This window comes from Proteus sp. G3927 (assembly GCF_963894685.1).
In the GTDB taxonomy this organism is placed as follows: Bacteria; Pseudomonadota; Gammaproteobacteria; order Enterobacterales; family Enterobacteriaceae; genus Proteus; species Proteus mirabilis.
The window spans coordinates 105,663-129,104 of sequence record NZ_CAWQGX010000028.1 but is presented as its reverse complement, the minus strand read 5'-3'; the positions used below and the strand labels follow the sequence as shown (position 1 = coordinate 129,104).

At 40.1% G+C, this 23,442-nt stretch carries 20 protein-coding genes and 1 other annotated feature; of the genes, 8 read left to right on the top strand and 12 right to left on the bottom strand.

Features of this window, described 5'->3' with window-relative positions:
• Positions 1–90: 90 nt before the first annotated feature.
• Complete coding sequence (metG, locus tag AACV00_RS11855) at positions 91–2,118, bottom strand: methionine--tRNA ligase (protein WP_049198734.1); 2,028 nt, start codon at positions 2,116–2,118, stop codon at positions 91–93.
• 204 nt (positions 2,119–2,322) lie between these two features.
• Here metG and apbC point away from each other — a divergent pair, with 204 nt between their 5' ends.
• The 5 genes from apbC to dcuC all read left to right on the top strand — a co-directional run bounded on the left by apbC (position 2,323) and on the right by dcuC (position 8,715).
• The gene (gene apbC / locus AACV00_RS11850) at positions 2,323–3,435 is read left to right on the top strand and encodes an iron-sulfur cluster carrier protein ApbC (RefSeq protein WP_004247590.1); all 1,113 of its coding nucleotides are present in this window, start codon (positions 2,323–2,325) and stop codon (positions 3,433–3,435) included.
• A gap of 212 nt (positions 3,436–3,647) precedes the next feature.
• Positions 3,648–4,289, top strand: a complete 642-nt coding sequence (udk, locus tag AACV00_RS11845) for a uridine kinase (RefSeq protein ID WP_004247591.1) — start codon at positions 3,648–3,650, stop codon at positions 4,287–4,289.
• Positions 4,290–4,365: 76 nt separating this feature from the next.
• Complete coding sequence (gene dcd / locus AACV00_RS11840; protein WP_004244515.1) at positions 4,366–4,947, top strand: dCTP deaminase; 582 nt, start codon at positions 4,366–4,368, stop codon at positions 4,945–4,947.
• Positions 4,948–4,992: 45 nt separating this feature from the next.
• Complete coding sequence (asmA, locus tag AACV00_RS11835; RefSeq protein ID WP_110706700.1) at positions 4,993–6,924, top strand: outer membrane assembly protein AsmA; 1,932 nt, start codon at positions 4,993–4,995, stop codon at positions 6,922–6,924.
• A gap of 429 nt (positions 6,925–7,353) precedes the next feature.
• Entirely contained in the window at positions 7,354–8,715 is a 1,362-nt protein-coding gene (gene dcuC, locus AACV00_RS11830) for an anaerobic C4-dicarboxylate transporter DcuC (RefSeq protein ID WP_004247593.1), read from the top strand.
• Between the two features lie 161 nt (positions 8,716–8,876).
• Here the strand turns inward: dcuC and AACV00_RS11825 are convergent, their stop codons facing one another.
• Positions 8,877–10,457 carry a TerC family protein gene (locus tag AACV00_RS11825; protein WP_004247594.1) on the bottom strand — a complete coding sequence of 527 codons (1,581 nt, stop codon included), beginning with the start codon at positions 10,455–10,457 and terminating at the stop codon, positions 8,877–8,879.
• 244 nt (positions 10,458–10,701) lie between these two features.
• On the opposite strand from AACV00_RS11825, the gene gndA reads away from it, so the two are divergent.
• Positions 10,702–12,108 (top strand): NADP-dependent phosphogluconate dehydrogenase, encoded by a 1,407-nt coding sequence (gndA, locus tag AACV00_RS11820; RefSeq protein ID WP_004244519.1) that lies wholly within the window; start codon positions 10,702–10,704, stop codon positions 12,106–12,108.
• Positions 12,109–12,227: 119 nt separating this feature from the next.
• Here the strand turns inward: gndA and AACV00_RS11815 are convergent, their stop codons facing one another.
• Positions 12,228–12,725: a YbaK/prolyl-tRNA synthetase associated domain-containing protein gene (locus AACV00_RS11815; protein ID WP_004244520.1), complete on the bottom strand. Its 498-nt coding sequence runs from the start codon at positions 12,723–12,725 to the stop codon at positions 12,228–12,230.
• Positions 12,726–13,038: 313 nt separating this feature from the next.
• Between AACV00_RS11815 and yiaY the strand changes: the two genes are divergently transcribed.
• The gene (gene yiaY, locus AACV00_RS11810) at positions 13,039–14,190 is read left to right on the top strand and encodes an L-threonine dehydrogenase (protein WP_004244521.1); all 1,152 of its coding nucleotides are present in this window, start codon (positions 13,039–13,041) and stop codon (positions 14,188–14,190) included.
• Positions 14,191–14,332: 142 nt separating this feature from the next.
• Here the strand turns inward: yiaY and hisIE are convergent, their stop codons facing one another.
• Genes hisIE through hisG form a run of 8 tightly spaced genes read right to left on the bottom strand, consistent with a single transcriptional unit; the run spans position 14,333 to position 21,462 of the window.
• On the bottom strand, positions 14,333–14,950 hold the full coding sequence (gene hisIE, locus AACV00_RS11805; protein WP_004247598.1) for a bifunctional phosphoribosyl-AMP cyclohydrolase/phosphoribosyl-ATP diphosphatase HisIE: 618 nt from the start codon (positions 14,948–14,950) through the stop codon (positions 14,333–14,335).
• Entirely contained in the window at positions 14,950–15,723 is a 774-nt protein-coding gene (gene hisF, locus AACV00_RS11800) for an imidazole glycerol phosphate synthase subunit HisF (RefSeq protein WP_161680294.1), read from the bottom strand. Before hisF ends, hisIE begins: the two co-directional genes overlap by 1 nt.
• Positions 15,705–16,442 carry a 1-(5-phosphoribosyl)-5-[(5-phosphoribosylamino)methylideneamino]imidazole-4-carboxamide isomerase gene (hisA, locus tag AACV00_RS11795; RefSeq protein WP_088206717.1) on the bottom strand — a complete coding sequence of 246 codons (738 nt, stop codon included), beginning with the start codon at positions 16,440–16,442 and terminating at the stop codon, positions 15,705–15,707. Before hisA ends, hisF begins: the two co-directional genes overlap by 19 nt.
• Positions 16,443–16,448: 6 nt before the next feature.
• A complete protein-coding gene (hisH, locus tag AACV00_RS11790; protein WP_004244525.1) occupies positions 16,449–17,039 on the bottom strand; it encodes an imidazole glycerol phosphate synthase subunit HisH in 591 nt (196 codons plus the stop codon).
• Positions 17,039–18,106 carry a bifunctional histidinol-phosphatase/imidazoleglycerol-phosphate dehydratase HisB gene (hisB, locus tag AACV00_RS11785; protein WP_004252073.1) on the bottom strand — a complete coding sequence of 356 codons (1,068 nt, stop codon included), beginning with the start codon at positions 18,104–18,106 and terminating at the stop codon, positions 17,039–17,041. The genes hisH and hisB overlap by 1 nt, the downstream gene beginning before the upstream one ends.
• Before the next feature lie 48 nt (positions 18,107–18,154).
• The gene (gene hisC / locus AACV00_RS11780; RefSeq protein WP_104459804.1) at positions 18,155–19,237 is read right to left on the bottom strand and encodes a histidinol-phosphate transaminase; all 1,083 of its coding nucleotides are present in this window, start codon (positions 19,235–19,237) and stop codon (positions 18,155–18,157) included.
• Between the two features lie 2 nt (positions 19,238–19,239).
• The gene (gene hisD, locus AACV00_RS11775; protein ID WP_004252067.1) at positions 19,240–20,556 is read right to left on the bottom strand and encodes a histidinol dehydrogenase; all 1,317 of its coding nucleotides are present in this window, start codon (positions 20,554–20,556) and stop codon (positions 19,240–19,242) included.
• Positions 20,557–20,562: 6 nt separating this feature from the next.
• Positions 20,563–21,462, bottom strand: a complete 900-nt coding sequence (gene hisG / locus AACV00_RS11770; RefSeq protein WP_004244529.1) for an ATP phosphoribosyltransferase — start codon at positions 21,460–21,462, stop codon at positions 20,563–20,565.
• A gap of 44 nt (positions 21,463–21,506) precedes the next feature.
• Positions 21,507–21,638: a sequence feature (His leader region), on the bottom strand.
• A gap of 329 nt (positions 21,639–21,967) precedes the next feature.
• On the opposite strand from hisG, the gene AACV00_RS11765 reads away from it, so the two are divergent.
• Complete coding sequence (locus AACV00_RS11765; RefSeq protein ID WP_161680292.1) at positions 21,968–22,789, top strand: SDR family oxidoreductase; 822 nt, start codon at positions 21,968–21,970, stop codon at positions 22,787–22,789.
• On the opposite strand, the gene AACV00_RS11760 is transcribed toward AACV00_RS11765, so the two are convergent.
• A complete protein-coding gene (locus AACV00_RS11760; RefSeq protein WP_004244532.1) occupies positions 22,786–23,406 on the bottom strand; it encodes a glutathione S-transferase family protein in 621 nt (206 codons plus the stop codon). The genes AACV00_RS11765 and AACV00_RS11760 overlap by 4 nt on opposite strands.
• Between the last annotated feature and the right edge of the window lie 36 nt (positions 23,407–23,442).

Genomic DNA, 23,442 nt, shown 5'->3' with positions numbered 1-23,442 from the left:
TTCAAAGTGTGCTATGGATCACAATAAAAAAAGAGCGGGGCTCTTTATAGAACCCCGCTTTGTATTTGCATTTTGAATAAAGGTCAGTTTTTATTTCACCTGGTGACCCGGTTTAGCCCCACTATCTGGGCTAAGTAAGAAAATATCTTCACCACCAGGGCCTGCGGCCATCACCATACCTTCTGAAATTCCAAAACGCATTTTGCGAGGTGCTAGGTTTGCAACCATAACAGTTAAGCGACCTTCTAATACTTTCGGATCAGGGTATGCAGAACGAATGCCGGAGAATACTTGGCGTGTTTCTCCCCCTAAGTCCAGTATTAATTTTAGCAACTTATCTGAGCCGTCAACGAAATCAGCCTGTTTAATTTCAGCAATGCGCATATCAATTTTGGCAAAATCATCAAATTTAATGGTTTCTTGAATAGGCGCGTCTGCTAATGGGCCCGTGATTTCTTTGACTGGCGCAATGGTACTTTTTGAAGCTTCTACCATTGCATTGGCTTTATCCATTTCAATACGATTAAACAATGCTTTAAATTTAGTAATTTCATGGTTTAACAGCGGTTGCGACAGAGCATTCCAAGTTAATTCAGTTTGTAAGAAGGTTTCTGAACGTTCTGTTAAAGAAGGTAGAATTGGTTTTAAATAAGTCATCAGTACACGGAATAAGTTAATTCCCATAGTACAAATAGCTTGCAACTCAGCCTCTTTACCTTCTTGTTTAGCAACCACCCAAGGCGCTTTTTCATCAATATAGCGGTTAGCTTCGTCTGCTAATGCCATAATTTCACGAATGGCTTTACCAAATTCACGGTTTTCAAAACATTGTGCGATGCTTTCTTGCATATCGACGAAATGTTGATATAACTTCGCATCATCAAGGCTTGCCGCTAATTTGCCATCAAAGCGTTTACTGATAAAACCCGCAGTACGGGACGCGAGGTTAACCACCTTGTTGACGATATCGCTGTTTACACGCTGTACAAAGTCTTCTAAGTTTAGGTCAATATCATCAATACGTGATGAAAGTTTTGCCGCATAGTAATAGCGTAGGCAATCAGCATCAAAGTGATCAAGATAGGCACGTGCCGTAATAAAGGTACCGCGAGATTTTGACATCTTCGCACCATTGACGGTGACATAGCCATGCACAAATAGGTTGGTTGGTTTACGGTATTCACTACCTTCTAACACTGCCGGCCAGAATAAGCTGTGGAAATAAACGATATCTTTACCGATAAAATGGTATAAGTCAGTTTTGCTCTCTTTGTTCCAGAACTCATCAAAGCTTAAATCACCACGCTTTTCACATAGGTTTAAGAATGAGCCCATATAACCAATAGGGGCGTCTAACCAAACATAGAAATATTTACCCGGCGCATCAGGGATTTCAAAACCGAAATAAGGGGCGTCACGGGTGATATCCCACTGTTGCAGACCGCTGTCAAACCACTCTTGCATCTTATTGGCTACTTGCTCTTGCAATGCACCGGAGCGGATCCACTCTTGCAACATATTGCTAAAGGCTGGGAGATCAAAGAAATAGTGTTCAGTTTCACGCATTACCGGCGTTGAACCCGATACCACAGAGCGAGGATTAATTAATTCTGTCGGGCTATAAGTTGACCCACATACTTCACAGTTATCACCATATTGATCGGGCGCTTTACACTTAGGGCAAGTCCCTTTAACAAAACGATCAGGCAAGAACATGCCTTTTTCTTCATCATAAAGTTGAGAAATCGTTTTACTTTTAATATGACCATTTTTTTTCAGGGCTAGATAAATTTTCGTCGATAATTGACGATTTTCTTCACTGTGTGTGGAGTGATAATTATCGTAGCTGATATTAAAACCGGCAAAATCCTGTTGATGCTCTTTGCTCATCTCTTCAATCATGGCTTCTGGGGTAATACCCAATTGTTGAGCTTTCAGCATAATAGGCGTGCCGTGAGCATCATCAGCGCAGATGAAATGAACTTCTTTGCCGCGCATTCGTTGGTAACGGACCCAGATATCAGCCTGAATGTGTTCAAGGATATGACCGAGATGAATTGAACCGTTAGCATAAGGTAACGCGCAGGTTACCAATAATTTATTCGCGACGTGAGACATAGTAAGGATCTTACTTCCATTAAATTAAAAAAAGGGTCTTTGATGTTAACCTATCCGTCATGATGTCGCTAGGGCAATCATAGAGTTTTTGCAAGAGAAATTTCGCTTGGCAAATTGAGGTAAGGCATTATCGTAGTCATTGACTATCTGATATGATAGGTGCACTCAGATATTTAATGAATAACGAAAATGAGAGGAGCCGGGATGAGTGATAAATCCCCCGAGCAGACCACCCCTGAGATTCTGAAAGAAAAAGTTTCAGGTGTCTTGTCTACTTTTGAACACCCGACATTGAAACGTAATCTGCTTTCCCTAAAAGCATTACATCAGTGTGCGATGATTGATGATGTCCTTCATATCGAATTAGTGATGCCGTTTGTGTGGAAAAAACCTTTCCAACAACTGATTGAAGAAAAAACGGCAGAGCTGCGTAATATGACGGGAGCCAAAGCTGTTGAGTGGAAGCTAAAACATAATATTGCCACACTACGTCGTGCAAACGATCTTCCAGGTATTAATGGCGTACGTAATATTCTGGCGGTGAGTTCAGGTAAAGGCGGGGTGGGTAAATCCAGTACCGCGGTAAACCTTGCTTTAGCGCTAGCACAAGAAGGGGCTAAAGTTGGTATTCTGGATGCGGATATTTATGGCCCATCCATTCCTAATATGTTAGGTACAACCATGGAACGCCCAACTTCACCAGATGGGCAACATATGGCACCTATTATGGCGTATGGTCTAGCATCTAACTCTATCGGTTATTTAGTCACAGACGATAATGCCATGGTATGGCGTGGTCCAATGGCAAGTAAAGCGTTGATGCAAATGCTGCAAGATACGTTATGGCCTGATTTAGACTACCTTGTGATCGATATGCCACCAGGAACGGGTGATATTCAATTGACCTTATCACAAAATATTCCGGTGACTGGCGCCGTTGTTGTTACAACACCACAAGATATTGCGCTGGTGGATGCGATGAAAGGCATTGTCATGTTCAAAAAAGTCAATGTACCCGTATTAGGTATTATTGAGAATATGAGTGCGCATATTTGTAGCAATTGTGGTCATCTTGAGCCTATTTTTGGTACTGGTGGTGCTGAGAAATTAGCCGAAAAATATCATTGCCAATTATTGGGTCAAATTCCACTGCATATCTCTTTACGTGAAGATTTAGATCGCGGACAACCGACGGTGATGCGTGATCCAGAAGGTGAATTCGCTGATATCTATCGTGAAATTGCTTCAACAGTTTCTGCGCAAATGTATTGGGATGGGGATGCTATTCCAACGGAAATTTCTTTCCGCGCGGTATAAGCGGTGAAACAATAATCTATTGATTATTATGGGAAGTCTTTTAGGCTTCCTTTTTTTTATCCGCTGAAATCTGACTATTTTTGATAAAAAACAAAGAGATTTTTGGTTTTACGCTGGAACCAGAAGGATTTCAAAACTATAATCTGCGCGAGCGTAATATTTACATATTATTACGTTATTCCTCTTTTTTATTTCAAACCAGGTTTTTTATTATGGCTGACACAGCACATCAGTGCACAATTGTAGGTATCGCTGGAGCCTCTGCTTCAGGTAAAAGTCTTATTGCCAGTACACTTTACCGTGAATTAAGAGCGCAAGTAGGTGATCATAATATCGGTGTGATACCAGAAGATTGCTATTATCGTGACCAAAGTGATTTAACAATGGAAGAGCGATATAAAGTTAACTACGACCACCCCAATTCGATGGATCACGCACTTTTATACCAACACTTGTGTGAACTAAAAGCCGGAAACGCCATCGAACTCCCTCAATATGATTATGTCGCTCACACCCGTAAATCAGAAACCATTCATTTTAAACCAAAAAAAGTTATTATTATTGAAGGTATTCTGTTATTAACAGATAAGCGCTTACGTGAAGAGATGGATTTTTCTATCTTTGTCGATACGCCATTAGATATCTGTCTAATGCGTAGAATTAAACGTGATGTGAATGAACGTGGGCGTAGTCTAGATTCTGTTATTGAACAATATAATAAAACTGTTCGTCCGATGTTCTTCCAGTTTATTGAGCCTTCTAAACAATATGCCGATATTATTGTGCCTAGAGGGGGAAAAAACCGTGTTGCGATCGATATTTTGAAAGCAAAAATCGGACAGTTTTGTGAATAATTGAGTTCATTTGTAGGCAGCTTTCATGCATGATTAACCATGAAACTGCCTGTTTAACTTGAAGAAGGGAAATAAAATGCGATTATGCGACCGTGATATTATTCAGTGGCTTGATGAAGGTAAATTAGTCATTGAACCCCGCCCGCCTGTCGAGCGAATTAACGGCGCAACAGCGGATGTTCGCTTGGGTAACCAGTTTCGTGTTTTCCAAGGACATACTGCGGCTTACATTGACCTCAGTGGCCCCAAAAATGAAGTTAATGAGGCCCTTGAGCGGGTGATGAGTGATGAAATTGTATTACCAGAAGGCGAAGCTTTTTATCTTCATCCCGGAGAGCTTGCCTTGGCGGTTACATTAGAGTCTGTCACATTACCGGATAATGTAGTAGGGTGGTTAGATGGACGCTCATCTTTAGCGCGATTGGGATTAATGGTACACGTCACGGCTCACCGAATTGATCCGGGCTGGCATGGACACATCGTATTAGAATTTTTTAATTCAGGTAAACTGCCATTAGCATTAAGACCGGGTATGGTGATTGGCGCATTAAGTTTTGAACCTATGTCAGGCTCTGCGGATAGGCCTTACAATCGTCGCCAAGATGCGAAATATAAAAATCAACAAGGTGCGGTAGGAAGTCGGATTAGCGAAGATTAATTTTTCATTAACGACTATTATCAACTTTATTAAGCGGGTAACAATATGAAAAGGTTTTTGACAACACTCGCCATTTTGCTTGTAGTGATTTTGGCAGGCTTAACGACATTAGTTTTGCTCATTAACCCTAATGATTTTCGTGGTTATCTTGTTGAACGCGTTGAAAAACAAAGTGGCTATAAATTAACCTTACAAGATGATATGCGTTGGCATGTCTGGCCAAAACTCAGCATTATTAGTGGTAAAATGTCATTAACAGCTCCCGGTGCTGAGCAACCATTGATCACTGCTGATAATATGCGTCTTGATGTGGAATTATGGCCATTACTTTCCCACCAGTTGGAAGTAAAAGAAGTGATGCTAAAAGGCGCCGTGGTTAGACAAACGCCTGAGAGTAAAGCAATACCTAAAATAACCCCGCCTTCTGTTGCCAATGGAGACAGTACTCGTCCGATTATTGAGCCAAAAACAAATCGTTGGCAACTAAATATTGCTAAGGTGAGGATCTCCGATAGTTTGATTATTTGGCAAACCAAAGGGGGAGAGCAACTTAATTTACGCGATATCAATTTATTATTAAAAACGGACGACAAAAAACAAATTAACCTTGAGATGAGCACCAAAATTAATCGTGATCGTCGCGAGTTAATGTTAAATGTTGTTGCTAATGCTGATATGAGTGGCTACCCATATCAAATCAGTGGCAATATCGCTCAATTAGATTATGCATTATCGGGAATAGGACTTCCGGCTCAAGGGATCTCCGGAAATTTAACCTCAGATTTCAATATTAAAAATGATAGTGTAAATGTTATTGCCTTAAATAATTTAAATATGACGGCAAATGAGAGTCAGCTACAAGGTAGCATCACGGCTGAATTGGCTAAAAAGAACCGCTATCAAGTGGAATTAACTGGGGACACTTTAAATTTAAATACCCTATTACCTGAGTTAGCACAGCCTAATTCATCTGAAACGGCATCGTTAACCTTGGCGAATACTCCGTCGCCATCATTCTCATTCTTTAGCCATGCTCAGGCTGCACCATCACCCAATGCAACTATTATGGCTCGCCCGGTTATTACCTCCGCGACAATTGAAAACAAAGCGTATGATTTAACCCACTGGGGTGATATTGAATTTAGCTTAAACTTAGCGCTCAATAAGTTATTGTATAAAGAATTAGAAATAAACAATGTTAAATTAACCGCATTAAATAACCCCAAATCATTAAATATTGATAGGTTAGAAGGGCAGATCCTAAACGGAAATTTCTCACTGCCTACGGTGATTTCTACCAGCATTGTGCCAGCGCATATTAGTATGAATGTCACAATGAATAATATCCCTTTGCAACCTTTATTACGCGTCTTTGATCAGCCAGAAAATTTCAGCGGTTTAATTTCTGCTAAAGGGCATCTAGAAGGTGCCGGATATAATCACAACGCGTTTCTTAATAGTTGGCAGGGTACGCTGGATACCTCATTAAGCGAATTTAAAATGCTAGGATTAAATATTCCACAAGTGATCCAGCAATCTATTGCACAAACAACCGATCAAGTGGTTTATCCTGAAGATATTGAGAACTATACCAAAGCAGATAGTGTGATTGCTCAGTTTAAACTAGCGCCTAAAGGCCGAGTGACGTTAAATCAGTTAGATGCTCAAGCAAGTGCTTATCAGATCAGCGGGCAAGGTCAATTAGATCTACAACGTCATAATCTAGATGTGATGCTGATGGTTAATATCAAAAAAGGTTGGGGTAAAGAGAATGAATTTATTCGCCAACTAGCCAAAATAGATATTCCATTAAGATTGTATGGTAATTGGAATGCTATCCAATATGAGTTTAACGTTGAAAAATTACTACGTGATCAATTACAGCAAAAAGCAAAACAGGCCATAGATAATTGGTTAAATAAGCAAGATGATAGCCCCGAAGTTAAAGCGCTTAATCAATTATTGAAAAAAATATAATTTTTAAAGTTGTTAACAAGGTGGAATAAATTTTTATTCCACCTTATTTTATTTTTTGGCTAATAAATTGATTTTATTAATTTATGATTAATAATCTCTTCTCTTATATTAAACAATATCTGTGGAACACAGATGCTGCATTACGTTTCTTATCCACGTTCCCGGTTCCCTGTCACCGTTAACAGAAAATGGATAAAATGATTAAATTATGCTCATAGTGCATTATGTTTATCATTTAATTCAGTTTTTGCCTAAAAAATACTCATTCGTACTGTTTACATGTAAAAAAATAGTCGTTTTTTTTGATATATGTCATACACTGCAACGTTGCCTTTGGGCAGAGTGTGTCCATTGCACTAAATGCAAAAAAATGATGATAAAAACAAAAAGCTTCATTTTATAAATAACTATCGTAGACAGGAACTATACATGATTGAAATTCTTATCGGCGCCCTCGTCGCTGTGGGTGTTGGGCGTTACATTGTTAAGGGATATTCGCCAACAGGTGTGCTACTTACTGGTGGGCTATTATTGCTTATCATCAGTGTGATTATGGGCAAATCAGTATTACCAGCCAGTGTCACAAGTACCGGTTATCGCTTAATCGATATTGTTGAGTATGTAAAAAATCTACTTATGAGCCGTGGTGGTGATCTGGGGATGATGATCATGGTGCTATGTGGGTTTGCTTCTTATATGACTCATATTGGTGCCAATGACGTGGTCGTGAAACTTGCCTCACGCCCATTAAAAATGATCAACTCACCTTATCTTTTAATGGTAGCGGCTTATATTGTTGCATGTTTAATGTCATTAGCTGTTTCATCCGCAACAGGTCTTGGTGTGTTATTGATGGCGACCTTATTCCCAGTGATGGTCAATATGGGAATTAGTCGTGGTGCGGCGGCAGCTATCTGTGCTTCACCTGCATCAATTATTTTGGCGCCAACCTCTGGTGACGTGATTTTAGCGGCACAAGCTTCTGAAATGCCACTTATTGATTTTGCGTTTAAAACAACACTGCCTATCTCTATTGCCGCAATTCTTGGGATGTGTATTGCTCACTTTTTCTGGCAACGTTATCTTGATCGTAAAGAGCATATTGAAACAGAGATGTTAGATGTGAACGAAATCAAAACTCACGCCCCTAATTTCTATGCGATTTTACCTTTCACACCTATTATTGGTGTATTAGTTTTTGATGGTAAATGGTTACCAGAGCTTCATATTGTTGCCATTATTATTCTTTGCATGATGTTATCTGCGGTTATTGAATTTATCCGTAGCTTTAGTGCTAAAGAAGTTTTTGCCGGTTTAGAAGTTGCTTACCGTGGTATGGCTGATGCATTTGCCCAAGTGGTAATGTTATTAGTTGCCGCAGGGGTTTTTGCGCAAGGTTTAACAACGGTTGGCTTTATTCACGCGTTAATTGATGGTGCACAATCATTAGGATCAGGGGCAATTGTTATGATGATTGCATTAGTCTTAATTACCATGCTCGCGGCAATGACAACCGGCTCAGGGAATGCGCCTTTCTATGCTTTCGTTGAATTAATTCCGCGCTTAGCAAGTAATATGGGTGTGAATCCTGCTTACTTAACTATTCCGATGTTACAAGCATCAAACTTAGGACGGACTTTATCACCTGTATCGGGTGTGGTAGTTGCTGTATCAGGAATGGCAAAAATTTCACCTTTTGAAGTGATGAAACGCGTTTCTGTACCAGTATTGGTCGGGCTTGTGATTGTGATTGTTGCAACGGAAATACTGGTACCCAGCACATTAGGTTGATCATCAATAAATTATTGAAATAAAGTTAGCTTTATCTACTTTATTTTTCATTCTATTGACGGGCTTTGTTATGCATAGACAAAGCCCGTTTTTTTATTAAGCATCATTTTCAGATAAAAAATATCCGCCTTAGAGACGGATATTTGGTTATTTAATAGAAATTAAGCTTCGTCGACGTTTTCTTCGTCTTCAGGTGTTGGTTCAACAATACGTACTTTATTAATACGGTGATTGTGTACATCTAATGGTTCAAATTCAATACCATCAATAACCACTTTTTCACCGACGGCAGGAACGCGTTGTAAGTGTTCCATCAATAAGCCAGCCAAGGTTTCATACTCACGTTTTTCATCCAACTTAATAGGAATATAAAGCACTAAGTCTTCCAGCGGTGTAAAACCATTGACAGTCCATGAGCCATCTTCATTCTGTACTAAGTCGTGACGAGAGTCATTTTCCTCTGTACTTACTGGTAAATTACCGGCGATGGTTTCCATTACATCGGTTAAGGTAACAATGCCTTCGACAGAGCCAAACTCATCAACCACAAAGGCAAAGTGAGTATGAGCATTACGGAATTGTTCTAATGCCTGTAATAGTGATAACCCCTCAGGGAAGATTAAGGGTTGTGTAATTAATAAACGCAAATCTAATGGTTCATTACGTAACTGTTGATTTAATAATTGAATAACATTTACCACGCCGATAGGTTCGTCGCTATTTTCTTCGTCGGTAATAACGAGACGAGAATGGGGATCTTCTTCTAGTAATTGGCGAATATCATCTTGGGTGGCTTTTAGATCAACATATTCAACATCATGGCGTGAAGTCATAATACTATTGACGTTTCGCTGGCTTAAACCCAGAACGCGCACAATCATTTGGCGCTCTTGAGGATCAAACACCTCTTCTGTATTAGCAACTAAATCAGAAGTGTGAGGGTCAAGTTCAGAGGCTTCTGGTTTACCATTAATAATGCGCAATACCGCTTCCGCTGTACGTTCACGCAAAGAGCGAGAAGCTGATAAGAAGCGTCGACGGTTAAACTGTGCGAGTTGGTTAAATATCTCTATCATAATAGAGAAACCAATGGCAGCGTATAAATAGCCTTTAGGTATTGGATAGCCAAACCCTTCTGCAACTAAGGCAAAACCAATCATCAATAAGAAGCTTAAACATAAAATAACAATAGTTGGGTGATTATTGACAAATGTGGTTAATGGCTTACTTGCGAGGATCATCAAGAACATCGCAATAGTTACAGCAGCAATCATAACGCCGAGATGGTCAACCATCCCTACCGCAGTGATAACAGAGTCTAGAGAGAATACAGCATCTAGTACAATAATTTGCGCAACAACAGACCAAAAACTCGTGGTTTTACGTTGTTTTCCCTCGTTATGATCTTTACCTTCTAGCCGTTCATTAAGCTCCATTGTGGCTTTGAAAAGTAAGAATATCCCTCCGAGGAGCATGATTAAGTCTCTGGCACTGAAAGGATGATCAAACAGTGTGATAAGAGGTTTGGTTAGGGTGATAAGCCAAGAGAGACTAAATAGCAGTACAATCCGCATAATAAGAGCACACAATAATCCTGTGATACGTGCTTTATCTCTTAATTTTGCTGGGAGTTTATCTGCTAGAATAGCAATAAAAACAAGGTTATCAATACCAAGTACGATTTCGAGAACAATAAGGGTGGAAAGACCTACCCATATCGTCGGATCTACGATCCATTCCATACAGTTTGTTTTACCTTCTATAAAGACGGCATATGCCGACTTGGGAATAATGAGCAATTTAGCGGAATTTTTCAATAAATTATTATTGATAGTGGCAGAATAATTTCATTTTATCCATAAGGAATGCGATATCGATTGCATCAATAACTACCACCAAATGAGAGAGTGAGTTACTATGTGATCAGGTTAACAAATTGTCAGTACATTGAGACTGGCAGGTTTATATTCAGACGGGAGTTATTTCATGTCAAAACAGCAAATCGGCGTGGTTGGTATGGCAGTGATGGGACGTAACCTTGCGCTAAACATTGAAAGCCGTGGTTACACTGTATCTATCTACAACCGCTCGAGCGATAAAACCAATGAAGTGATCGCTGAAAATCCAGGTAAAAAACTGGTTCCGAATTACTCTATTGAGGAATTTGTTGATTCATTAGAAAAACCGCGTCGTATTTTGTTAATGGTTAAAGCGGGTGAAGCAACAGATAAAACCATCGCAGCGCTGACACCACATTTAGATAAGGGCGATATCCTTATTGATGGCGGAAATACTTTCTTTAAAGATACTATTCGTCGTAATCGTGAGCTATCGGCTCAAGGTTTTAACTTTATTGGTACGGGTGTTTCTGGTGGTGAAGAAGGGGCATTAAAAGGACCTTCTATTATGCCTGGTGGTCAAAAAGAAGCCTATGAGTTAGTTGCTCCTATTCTTGAGAAAATTGCCGCGGTGGCAGATGGCGAGCCTTGTGTCACTTATATTGGTGCAGATGGTGCAGGTCACTATGTGAAAATGGTACACAATGGTATCGAATATGGTGATATGCAACTGATAGCAGAAGCTTATTCAGTATTAAAACACTCACTAGGTTTAACTAACGAAGAGTTAGCGGACACTTTTACCGAGTGGAATAAAGGTGAATTAAGTAGCTACCTTATTGAAATTACTGCTGATATTTTCCGTAAGAAAGATGAAGAAGGTAACTACCTTGTTGATGTTATTCTTGATGAAGCGGCAAATAAAGGCACCGGTAAATGGACTAGCCAAAGCTCTTTAGACTTAGGTGTTCCTGTTACGTTGATTACAGAATCTGTTTTTGCACGTTATATTTCTTCACTGAAAGATCAACGTGTGGCGGCATCTAAAGTATTATCAGGTCCAGCACCAAAAGCATTTACTGGTGATAAAAAAGCCTTTATCGAGAATGTTCGTCGTGCACTATATTTAGGTAAAATTGTCTCTTATGCGCAAGGCTTCCAACAATTGAAAGCTGCATCAGATGAATATAACTGGGATCTAAATTACGGTGAAATTGCGAAAATTTTCCGTGCAGGTTGTATCATTCGTGCTCAATTCTTACAAAAAATCACTGATGCCTATAATGACGATGCGAATATCGCTAATTTATTATTAGCACCTTACTTTAAAAATATCGCTGATGAGTATCAACAAGCATTGCGTGATGTTGTTTGTTATGGTGTTCAAGCAGGTATTCCTACGCCAACATTCTCTGCGGCTATCTCTTATTACGATAGCTACCGTGCGCAAGTGTTACCAGCAAACTTAATTCAAGCACAACGTGACTATTTTGGTGCGCATACTTATAAACGTACTGATAAAGAAGGCGTATTCCATACTGAGTGGATGGAGTAAGTTTTAAAAACAGTGAGTTATAAGTGTTAGGGGTGCTGAATTTCAGCACCTTTTTACTATTTGTAATTAAAAAGTTATAGTTAAAAAATACTTTTTAACTGCATTTTATAGTACTTTTATTAATCATTATCATCTTGGCGAATAAAATGAATTAACTCGGGCTGAGCAATCCGCTGATAATCTTGTGTATTTAAAATAATCGAGCGTTCTAATGTTCCAGCATTAAAGGCTAATTCATCAAAACGTTCAAATAATAGCGGATCAGCAACCAGTTTTAGTGCTGGATGAAAACTAAAAGGTGGGATCGCGCCAAATACACATTGCGTTAGTTCATCAACTTCTTTCGGGCTTGCAAGAGAGGCTCTTGTCCCACCAATAGCGATAGCGAGTTTTGATAGATCAGCTTGTTTATCAGCAGGTAAAATGGCCAGTACATGTTGTTTAATACCATTACCTTTTACATGACAAACTAGACCTTTTGCCCCTTGCCCTAATTGTGTACCTCTTATTTTAGCAACTTCCTCAGAACGACCCGCGGTCGGGTGTTCCATGACGCGATAACGGGCGTGGTGGTTATTGAGTAATGTGGTTAATTGCTCGAAAATAGTCAAAGACATCAATGACTCCTAAGATTAAGCATGTATTCTTATTCGGTCATTATACGACTTTAAAAAAATTTTTCTGCGGTGATATGTTTCTTTGGTATTTATTATTTTGATAAGCCTATCAAATTATTTTGTTACAAATGATAATATGTTAATAGTATTATCCTATTGAATTAATAGGATAATTAGATTATCTATATTATTTTAGAGCTCTAATATTATAAAAAAATTAATATTTATTCATTATATTGATAATGATCAATTTAAGAATAAAAAGAATAGAACATATTAAAACGTAGATTAAATTACTAAAAGGAAGTCAATAATGGCCAGTTCAACATTTTATATCCCTTCAGTAAACAAATTAGGCGCAGGTTGTCTTGCAGACGCGATAAACTCAATGAAAGACTTTGGCTTTCATAAAGCACTGATTGTTACTGATAGTGTTTTAAATCAATTAGGTGTTGTAAATAAAGTGAGTGAATTACTGGCGAAATCAGGTATTGCTAGCGTTACTTATGATGGTACAGCGCCAAACCCTACCGTTGAAAATGTTGAAGCGGGGTTAGCCTTATTAAAAGAGCATCAATGTGACTGTGTTATCTCTTTAGGTGGTGGCTCTCCTCATGACTGTGCTAAAGGTATCGCACTAGTCGCTGCCAATGGTGGTAAGATTGCCGATTATGAAGGGGTTGATCGCTCTGAGCATCCGCAATTACCACTGATTGCAATTAATACAACCGCTGGTACTGCTTCTGAAATGACACGTTTTTGTATCATCACGGATACTGCGCGTCATATTAAAATGGCTATTGTTGATAAAAATGTAACACCAATCTTATCTGTAAATGATTCAGAGTTAATGATTGGTATGCCAAAAGGTTTAACCGCAGCTACGGGTATGGATGCGTTAACCCATGCTGTTGAAGCTTATGTCTCTACTGCCGCTAATCCTATTACTGATGCATGTGCGTTAAAAGCAGTGACGATGATCAGTGAGTCTTTACGTAAAGTCGTTGAAAACGGTGGTGATACAGCAGCACGTGAAAATATGGCTTATGCACAATTTTTAGCGGGTATGGCATTTAATAATGCTTCTTTAGGTTATGTGCATGCTATGGCTCACCAATTAGGTGGTTTTTATAACTTACCTCATGGTGTATGTAATGCAGTATTACTGCCTCATGTTCAAGCTTATAATATCCAAGCAGCAGCAGGTCGTTTAAAAGATATAGCGCAAGCTATGGGTGTTGATGTTTCGGCAATGAATGATGAGCAGGGTGCGCAAGCTTGTATTGAAGAGATCCGCAAAATCGCCAAAGATGTCGGTATTCCAGCAGGCCTGAAAGAATTAGGCGTGAAAGAAGAAGATTTTAAAACATTAGCTGAAAATGCATTAAAAGATGCATGTGCCATCACTAACCCTGTTCAAGGTAGTGAAAGTGATGTTATCGAGATATTCCGCCAAGCAATGTAATCGCTAAAAATAAGAGGGTTAATATAAGTTAACATCTTATTTAAGCAAAGAATTAACACCTCAAATATCAATGTCGTATTTGAGGTGTTTTTTATATTATTAAGTATTAAGTGGTCATGTAGTTTAATGACTGACACTTATTTTATTGCGCTTTTTTATGACGCTTTTGTAAGCAATCAATCACATCAGATAGAGATAGCGATTGGTCTTGTAATAGCACCATTAAATGATAGAGCAAATCAGAAGCTTCATTTTTTAACTCTTCACGATCATTAACAGTTGCAGCTAAAGCAGTCTCAACACCTTCCTCTCCGACTTTTTGTGCGATACGTTTGGTTCCGCTGGCATAAAGTTGTGCCGTATAAGAGCTATCTGGCGAGGCGCTTTTACGCTCGCGCAGTAAGTTCTCAAGCTCATAAAGAAATCCCCATTGGCTTTTAGCTGGAGCAAAACAACTTTCAGTCCCATTATGACAAGTAGGCCCGATTGGGTGAGCTAAAATAAGTAAAGTATCGTTATCACAATCAGGATAAATATCCACCAATTTAAGGAAATTGCCTGATGTTTCACCTTTTGTCCATAAACGTTGTTTAGTTCGTGAATAGAAAGTGACCTTGCCACTGTTTAGCGTCATTTCTAATGCGGCTTTATCCATATAACCAAGCATTAAGACATCACCAGAAATAGCATTTTGGATAATGACAGGCATTAGGTTATCGACTTTTTGCCAATCTAATTGGGCGAGTTTTGTATTATTCATTATATTCTTACCTTAACGCCATTTTCTGTGAGATACTGTTTCAATTCGTTGATATTAATGATCTGCTTATGGAATACGGAAGCGGCAAGGGCACCGTCAACATTGGCTAATTTAAATGCATCCAGAAAGTGTGACATTTCACCTGCACCGCCAGAAGCTATCATGGGAACCTGAGTGACTTGGCGTACCAGTGCGAGTTGTTTTAAATCATAGCCTTGTCTTACACCATCTTGGTTCATCATGTTTAACACTATTTCTCCCGCCCCCCGTTGCTGTACTTCTTGTACCCAATCGAGCGTTTTCCATGGCGTTTGTTGTGTGCGTTTTTCATCACCCGTAAATTGATAAACGAGATATTCCCCGGTTTTTTCATCAAACCATGTATCAATTCCCACAACTACACACTGCACACCGTAGCGATCGGTAAGGCGAGAAATCAGTGTTGGATCAGAAAGTGCAGGGGAATTAATTGAGATTTTATCTGCCCCAAAAGAGAGAATTTTCCCGGCATCTTCTACTGAGCGAATGCCACCCGCAACACAAAATGGAATATCAATCACTTCGGCTACCCGCGATACCCAACTTTTATCGACCACTCGGCCATCAGAAGAGGCGGTAATATCATAAAAGACCAGCTCGTCGGCACCTTCTTTCGCGTAGCGTTCTGCTAAGGGAACAATATCACCAATAATTTCATGGTTACGAAATTGCACACCTTTAACAACCTGTCCATCACGAACATCAAGACAAGGAATTATGCGTTTTGCCAACATGATATCGCCTCTTGTAATGTGAATTTGCCTTCTAATAGTGCTCTGCCAACAATAATACCCGCAACACCCGATCCAGGAAGTGCTGCAATATCCTGTAAATCGCCAATACCGCCAGAAGCTTGGAATAAAATTTCAGGGAAACGCTGGCTAATTTCTTTATACAGTTCGACGTTAGAACCGGCTAAGGTGCCATCACGAGAAATATCGGTGCACAATACATGCTTTAATCCTACAGGTTGATAAAGTGCGATGATCTCTTCTAGTGTATAGGGGGAGTTTTCTTGCCAGCCACTTACTGCCACCCATTTTTTACCTTGTTCGTCGATACGAACATCAAGGGCGAGTACAATCGCATCGGCACCATAACGCTCAAACCATGTTTTGACTAATTCGGGCTGGCTCACCGCTGTAGAGCCAATCACCACTCGACTTGCTCCTGCGGCTAATAGCGACTTCACATCTTCTTCGCTACGAATACCACCACCAACTTGCACAGGAACGTTAACACAGGCAACTAGCTGTTTTAATAGTGGGATCTGCCGTGCAAGTGGATCTTTCGCACCAGTTAGGTCGACGAGATGCAATAATTTTGCTCCGTCTTGTTGATACTGTTGATAGCGACGGATCGGATCATCATCATAATCACGTTGTTTATTATAATCACCTTGATGAAGACGAACGACTTTGCCATCAATTAAATCTAATGCCGGAATAATCATAATGCGTTACATCTCCAAAAAATTCTTAATCAGTTGAGCACCCGCTTTTCCTGAGCGTTCAGGGTGAAATTGCACCCCATAGAAATTATCTTTCTGAATGGCACTGCTAAAGCGTGAACCATATTCTGTTTCGGCTATGGTTGAGTCATTGAGCCCTAAACCATAACTGTGAACAAAATAGAACCAAGCGTCGCTGTCAATATTGCGAAATAGAGGGTGAGCGGGTTTTGCTAATACCTGATCCCAACCCATATGCGGTAAGGGTAATCCTTTGGTATCAAGTTTATTGATATTACCGTCAACTAATCCTAATAGAGGGATATTGTGACCTTCTTCACTCAGAGAGGCCAAAATTTGCATTCCTAAGCAAATGCCTAATACGGGTTGGGTTAACGCTTTAATTAAAGGGATAAGTTCACGGGCTTTTAGTTGTTCCATAGCGGCACTAGCTGTTCCCACCCCGGGTAGAAACAGTTTATCAGCAGATAACACGATATTTTTTTCATAAGAAATAATCGGATCGTAACCTAGCCTTTGTACGGCGTATGCAACCGAGGCTAAATTAGCACAACCTGTATCAAGAATGACGACTTTCATCACAGCACACCTTTTGAACTGGGTAAGGTATTTCCTTCAACACGAATAGCTTGGCGTAAGGTACGACCAAATACTTTAAACAGACTTTCTGCTTTGTGGTGATCGTTTTTGCCTTTTGATTTTAAGTGTAGAGTGCAGCCCATAGTGTAAGAGAGAGAGCGGAAAAAGTGCTCAATCATCTCTGTGCTTAAATCACCAACGCGCTGATATTTAAATTCTGCTTTATATTCAAGGTGAGGGCGTCCAGAAATATCTAGCGCACAACTTGCTAGGCACTCATCCATAGGCAAAGTAAAACCAAAACGTGCAATGCCGCGTTTATTACCTAATGCTTCTCGCAGTGCTTCGCCGAGTGCAAGACCTGTATCTTCAACGGTGTGGTGATCGTCAATGACTAAATCCCCTTGTACATTGATATTCATACGAAAGCCACCGTGGGTGGCAATTTGATCTAGCATATGATCAAAAAAACCAACTCCAGTGCTAATTTGGCTCTCGCCTTCACGATCAAGCCAGATATCAATGGCAATTTGTGTCTCTTTGGTTTTACGTTCAACGTGGGAGTAGCGATCTTTTTTCGTCAGCAATTCACTGATAGCTGACCAGCTTAATTCATTGGCGTTATAGCGTAATCCGTTGATCCCCATATTTTCAGCTAATTGTAGATCGGTTTGTCTATCACCAATCACATAGCTATTGGTTTTATCAAGAGCACTTTCAACCAGATATTGGGTGACTAACCCTGTTTCAGGTTTACGACAAGGACAGTTGTCTTCAGGTTTATGAGGGCAGATTAATACTTCATCAAAAACAATACCTTGTGAAGAAAAAACCTGCATCATGAGATTATGAGGGGGTTCAAAGTCAGCTTGTGGAAAACTGTCTGTACCAAGCCCATCTTGATTGGTGATCATAATAAGCTTATAGCCCGCCTGTTGTAAGTTGAGTAATGCGGGAATAACGCCATTTTCAAAGGCAAGCTTATTGAGACTATCAACTTGGTGATCGGTTGGTGGCTCTGTGATCAAAGTACCATCACGATCGATAAAAAGAATTTTCTGGCTCATGGTTGAGATCCCTCAGTGGTGATTTTTTATTGTTATCATTAGTGATGTTTATACGTTTGCCGTTTGTCTATTTTTTATAGCGGTTATCACGCTATCACACTCTTGACGTGTACCGATAGAGATGCGTAAACAACCTGCCAGCCCATATTGACGCTGTTGATCGCGTAAAATAATCCCTTGATCCCATAAACTGCGGAAAACACAATCAGCATCAGTGAATTTCACTAAAATATAGTTGGTTTCACTACAATAAACCTGTTCAACATTGGGTAAATTTTTTAGTGCATCTGCTAAATATGCTCTATTGTGTACAATTTCCGTTACCCGTTGTTTCATCGCTTCTATACCTTGGTCAGTTAATGCTTGTGCCGCAATATCAGCAACTGGGGTAGAAAGTGGGTAAGGGGCGATCACCTTAAGTAATAATTCAATAACAGGTGAATTGGCAAGTGCAAAGCCACAACGCAGCCCCGCTAATGCAAAAGCTTTAGAGAGAGTTCGCAAAATGACTAAATTCGGATACTCTTGTAACCAAGTGACTAGTGATGCTTGAGGACAAAACTCAATATAAGCTTCGTCAATAGCCACAATGGCTTTATCTTTTGCTAATGCTAATACTTCGCGGATCAGTGAAGGCTCAACGATATTGCCCGTTGGGTTATTGGGACTGCATAGGTAGATAAGTTTTACATTATCAAGTTGTGATGCAATGGCTTTGACATCAGGCTCCCAATCAGCAAGAGCAGGGACAACACGCTGTTCTACACCAAAGGTTTCCGCACTGACGCTGTACATACCATAAGTGGGTGGACAATAGAGAACAGCATCTTTACCAGGCTCACAAAAAGCACGGATCAGTAGTTCTATCGCTTCATCGGCACCTCGGCTAACTAACACTTGCTCAGGTTGAACGCCTGCATATGCTGCATAGCGATTAATTACGTTAACCGGCTGACACTCAGGGTAGCGGTTTAAATTTTTTTCATTAAACGTAAAGTCAGGAGCGGTAGGGTATTCATTGGCATTTAACCAAACCGAGCCATTTCCACCTAAACGTCTCGCTGATTGATAAGGGGTTAACTGGCGAACATTTTTTCTGGCTAATAGGGTAATATCAAAGGGCGTGTTCATGGCTAGTTATCTCCTTGAGCCAAGGCGTTAACGCGAAGTGTGACGGCATTTTTATGTGCAGTTAATTGCTCTGCTTGCGCTAATATTTCAATGGTATTGGCTAAATCAGCCAAACCTTGAGCAGTCAGTTTTTGTACGGTCATACGTTTCATAAAATCGGCTAAGCCTAAACTCGAATAGGTGGCGGTATAACCGTATGTAGGTAGTACGTGATTGGTGCCAGAAGCGTAATCTCCCGCCGATTCAGGAGACCAAGCCCCTAAGAACACTGAGCCGGCGCTAGTAATGCTATCAACAAGTGAGTCTGCATCATTAGTCTGAATAATTAAGTGTTCAGGCCCATAGCGATTACTGATTTCAATACATTGGTTGAGATCACGGGTGATAATGACACGACTTTCGGCTAAGGCTTGTTGTGCTATTTCTGCGCGAGTTAATTGTGTTAATTGGGCTTGCGTCTCGCTAATGACCGCTTTGGCAAGGGCTTCATCTGGGGTTAATAGCACCACTTGTGAGTCAGGACCGTGCTCTGCTTGTGATAGTAAATCAGCGGCAATAAAGGCAGGATCAGCATCGGCATCAGCAATCACTAATACTTCCGAAGGGCCAGCTGGCATATCAATAGCCGCACCTTGTAGCGATTGGCTGACTTGGCGTTTTGCTTCTGTCACATAAGCATTTCCCGGGCCGAAAATTTTATCTACCTTTGGGATAGACTCTGTACCAAAAGCCATCGCAGCAATGGCTTGAGCACCACCGACTTGGAATATTTCATCAATACCAATTTGTTGCGCAATATACAAAATTTCATCAGCAATCGGTGGCGGAGAGCATAAAATTATTTTGCGACAACCGGCAATACGGGCCGGTAGCCCCAACATCATCACTGTTGAGAGTAAAGGCGCTGATCCACCGGGAATATAAAGTCCTACTGCATCAATAGGGCGACTGACTTGTTGGCAAAATACACCGGGTTGCGTTTCTACCTCAATGGTTTTAGGAATTTGCGCTTCATGAAAACGGCGTATATTGCTCATGGCTTGCGCTATTGCTTGTTTGATTTCGTTATTGAGCCTTGCACAAGCCGCGTCAATCTGTGTTTTTGTCACCAATACGCTATCGGGAGCCGCTTTATCATATTTTTGACTCAGTGCCTTAAGGGCTTTATCCCCATCGTTGCGTACTTGAGAAATAATCGTAGCAACTTGCTCTGTAATAGGCGCTGATGCGGATATCGCTGGGCGAGTGAGTAGCTGTTGTTGTTGCTGTTGGGTGCATTTATCCCAGAAATTTAATGTATTAAACGCCGTTTTCATCATCTCACCTTATTCCATCATTTTTTCTATTGGTAAAACAAGAATTGAACTTGCCCCTAATGCTTTTAGTTTTTCCATCGTTTCCCAAAAGAGGGTTTCACTGCTGACCATGTGCATTGCTACTCGATTTTGATCACCCGCTAAAGGAAGGATGGTCGGGCGCTCAGCACCCGGTAATAGGGCGATAACATCTTCAAGGCAATCACTTGGCGCGTGTAACATAATGTATTTTGATTCGCGCGCTTGAATAACTCCTTGAATACGCGTCATTAAGCGATCGATAAGGGCTTGTTTTGTTGCGTCCATTTCACCGTCACGTTGAATTAAACAAGCTTTAGAACGATAAATAACTTCTACTTCTTTTAATCCATTGGCTTCTAATGTGGCGCCAGTAGAAACTAAATCACAAATAGAATCGGCCAGACCGGCTCGAGGTGCGACTTCAACGGAGCCATTTAATAAGCAAGATTTAAAGGTGATCCCTTTTTGGTCTAAATAACGTTTTAATAGATTAGGGTAAGAGGTGGCAATACGGGTATTATTGAGGCATTCAACCCCTTGATAATCAAAATCAACCGGTGCAGCAAGAGATAAACGGCAAGCACCAAAGTCAAGACGACGCAGTGTGATATAACTTGGATTTTCTCCTTGTGCTCGGCGTTTTAGTAATTCTTCTTCTAATACGTTTTCACCAATAATGCCTAAATCAACCACTCCGTCCATCACTAAACCGGGGATATCATCATCTCTGACACGTAAAATATCGATAGGCATATTTTCCGCATAAGCGATAAGGCGTTGTTGGTTTAAGTTTATTTTAATGCCACAACGCGCTAAAAGTGCTCGTGAATCATCACTTAAACGACCTGATTTTTGCATGGCAATTCGTAATCTTGCTTTATCTAACATAATGTTACCCTATCTTTGTCCGTATTCTTGTTATGAAATTTAGCTATAAAAAAACCCCGGAAGTTGCCTTCCGGGGTTTTTATTTTATTGTCTGCACTCAGACCACCGGAAGCGTTACCTAAACGTCTTCCAGCACTCATCGCCTGAAAGACTAGTCAGGATGATGGTGATGATGATGGTTTAATTGAATGCTATACATAATGTTTTCCTAGCGAATAAAAATACCCGTTATAAATAATTAACCAGTATTTAGAATTTGTCTGCCTTTCAACCTACCTGATTTATAAAGTAAAAAGCAACCTATTTTTTAATAATAATTTAAATAAATTGTAACCTTATGTTTTTTAGAGAATTTTAATATTTCTTTTCTTTACTTAACCGAGTAAGTGCGCCAGTATATTAAAGCAGGCTAAATATATATAACGCTTAAGCAGTTTTTATCAGTAATGGATAAAATTAAGTTTTGTTACATAATTTAAATAAGCCATGAAAGTAGGGGTAAAAAATGAAACGGATCACGATAGTCGGATTAGGTTGGTTAGGATTACCACTTGCCAATGCCTTGCGTGAAGCGGGATATCAAGTAAAAGGAACAAAAACCACAGAAGATGGTGTAGAAGCAGCACGAATGAGTGGTGTTGATTGTTGTCTAATGAATTTAACACCGGCTATTGAGTGTGATAGAGATGATTTTGATTACTTAATGGAAACTGACGTACTGATTATTACATTACCTCCCAGTGCGGCGGGGGGAGGATATGATTATGTTGAAGGGATACAAACATTAGTGGATAGCGCCATGTCTCGGCATGTGACAAGAGTGATTTATATTAGCTCTACTTCAGTATATGGCAATCAAAGTGGTGTTATTACAGAAGAAGTTGATATTAGGCCAGAAACGCAATCCGCTAAGATGATAGCGGAAGTTGAAAATTGGTTACATCGCTTACCACTTACGACCGTCGATATTTTACGTTTGGCGGGGTTAGTTGGGCCTAGTCGTCATGCAGGACGCTTTTTATCCGGTAAAAAACAGGTCAAAGGTGCACATCAGAGTGTCAATTTAGTGCATTTAGACGATGTTATTTTTGCGATAGAGCAACTGCTTGCTCAAAATGAAGGAGGCCGTTTATATAATTTATGCGCGCCTATTCATCCTAAAAAGAAAGATTTTTACAGCCGTGCTGCTGCACAGTTAGATCTTACTCCCCCTGAATTTGCTCTAGAAGATAAACCGCCAGCACGAGAGATCGACGGTCAGGAGATTTGCCGAGATCTCGGATTTCATTATCACTATCCTGATCCCGACAAAATGCCAATGAGTTAATTTACCGGCAGTAAAACGACATCACGGAAGATCTGATTTTCACTTAATTGTGCAAACCAGCGTTGTAGATGTGGATAATTTGCACCTTCTTGGCAAACCTCTAGCCATGGGTATACCAAAGGAGCAATAGCGATATCAGCTAATGAAAAATAGTCACCGGCAAAATAAGCTGTTTTAGCCAGTTGATCATCGGCAATTTTGATCAGTTGGTTTAATTTCGCTTTTAGGCTCTGTACAAGCTGTGGATCTTGCTGCTCTTTTGGTGTGCGAACAAGATTTATCATCATTTGTTGGATTGGAGAAAAAAGGCTACCATTTGACCAATCCATCCATTTTTCAACGTTTGCGCGTTGCTTTACATCGGTTGGGTAGAGATGATAATTTTCATATTTGGTACATAAATAACGAATTATGGTATTTGACTCCCATAAGGCAAAATCATCATCTTGTAAGGTAGGAATAGATGCATTGGGATTGAGTGCTAAATAGTTGGCCTCATGAAGTCCACCAAAAGGGCCTCCGACATCAATTTGTTCGTAAGGAGCTTGAAGCTCTTTTAAACACCACAGGACTTTTTTAACGTTCGATGAGTTTTTTCTACCCCAGACTTTTAACATAAAGGTCTCCTAAACCACGATAAGTAACAAAAATTC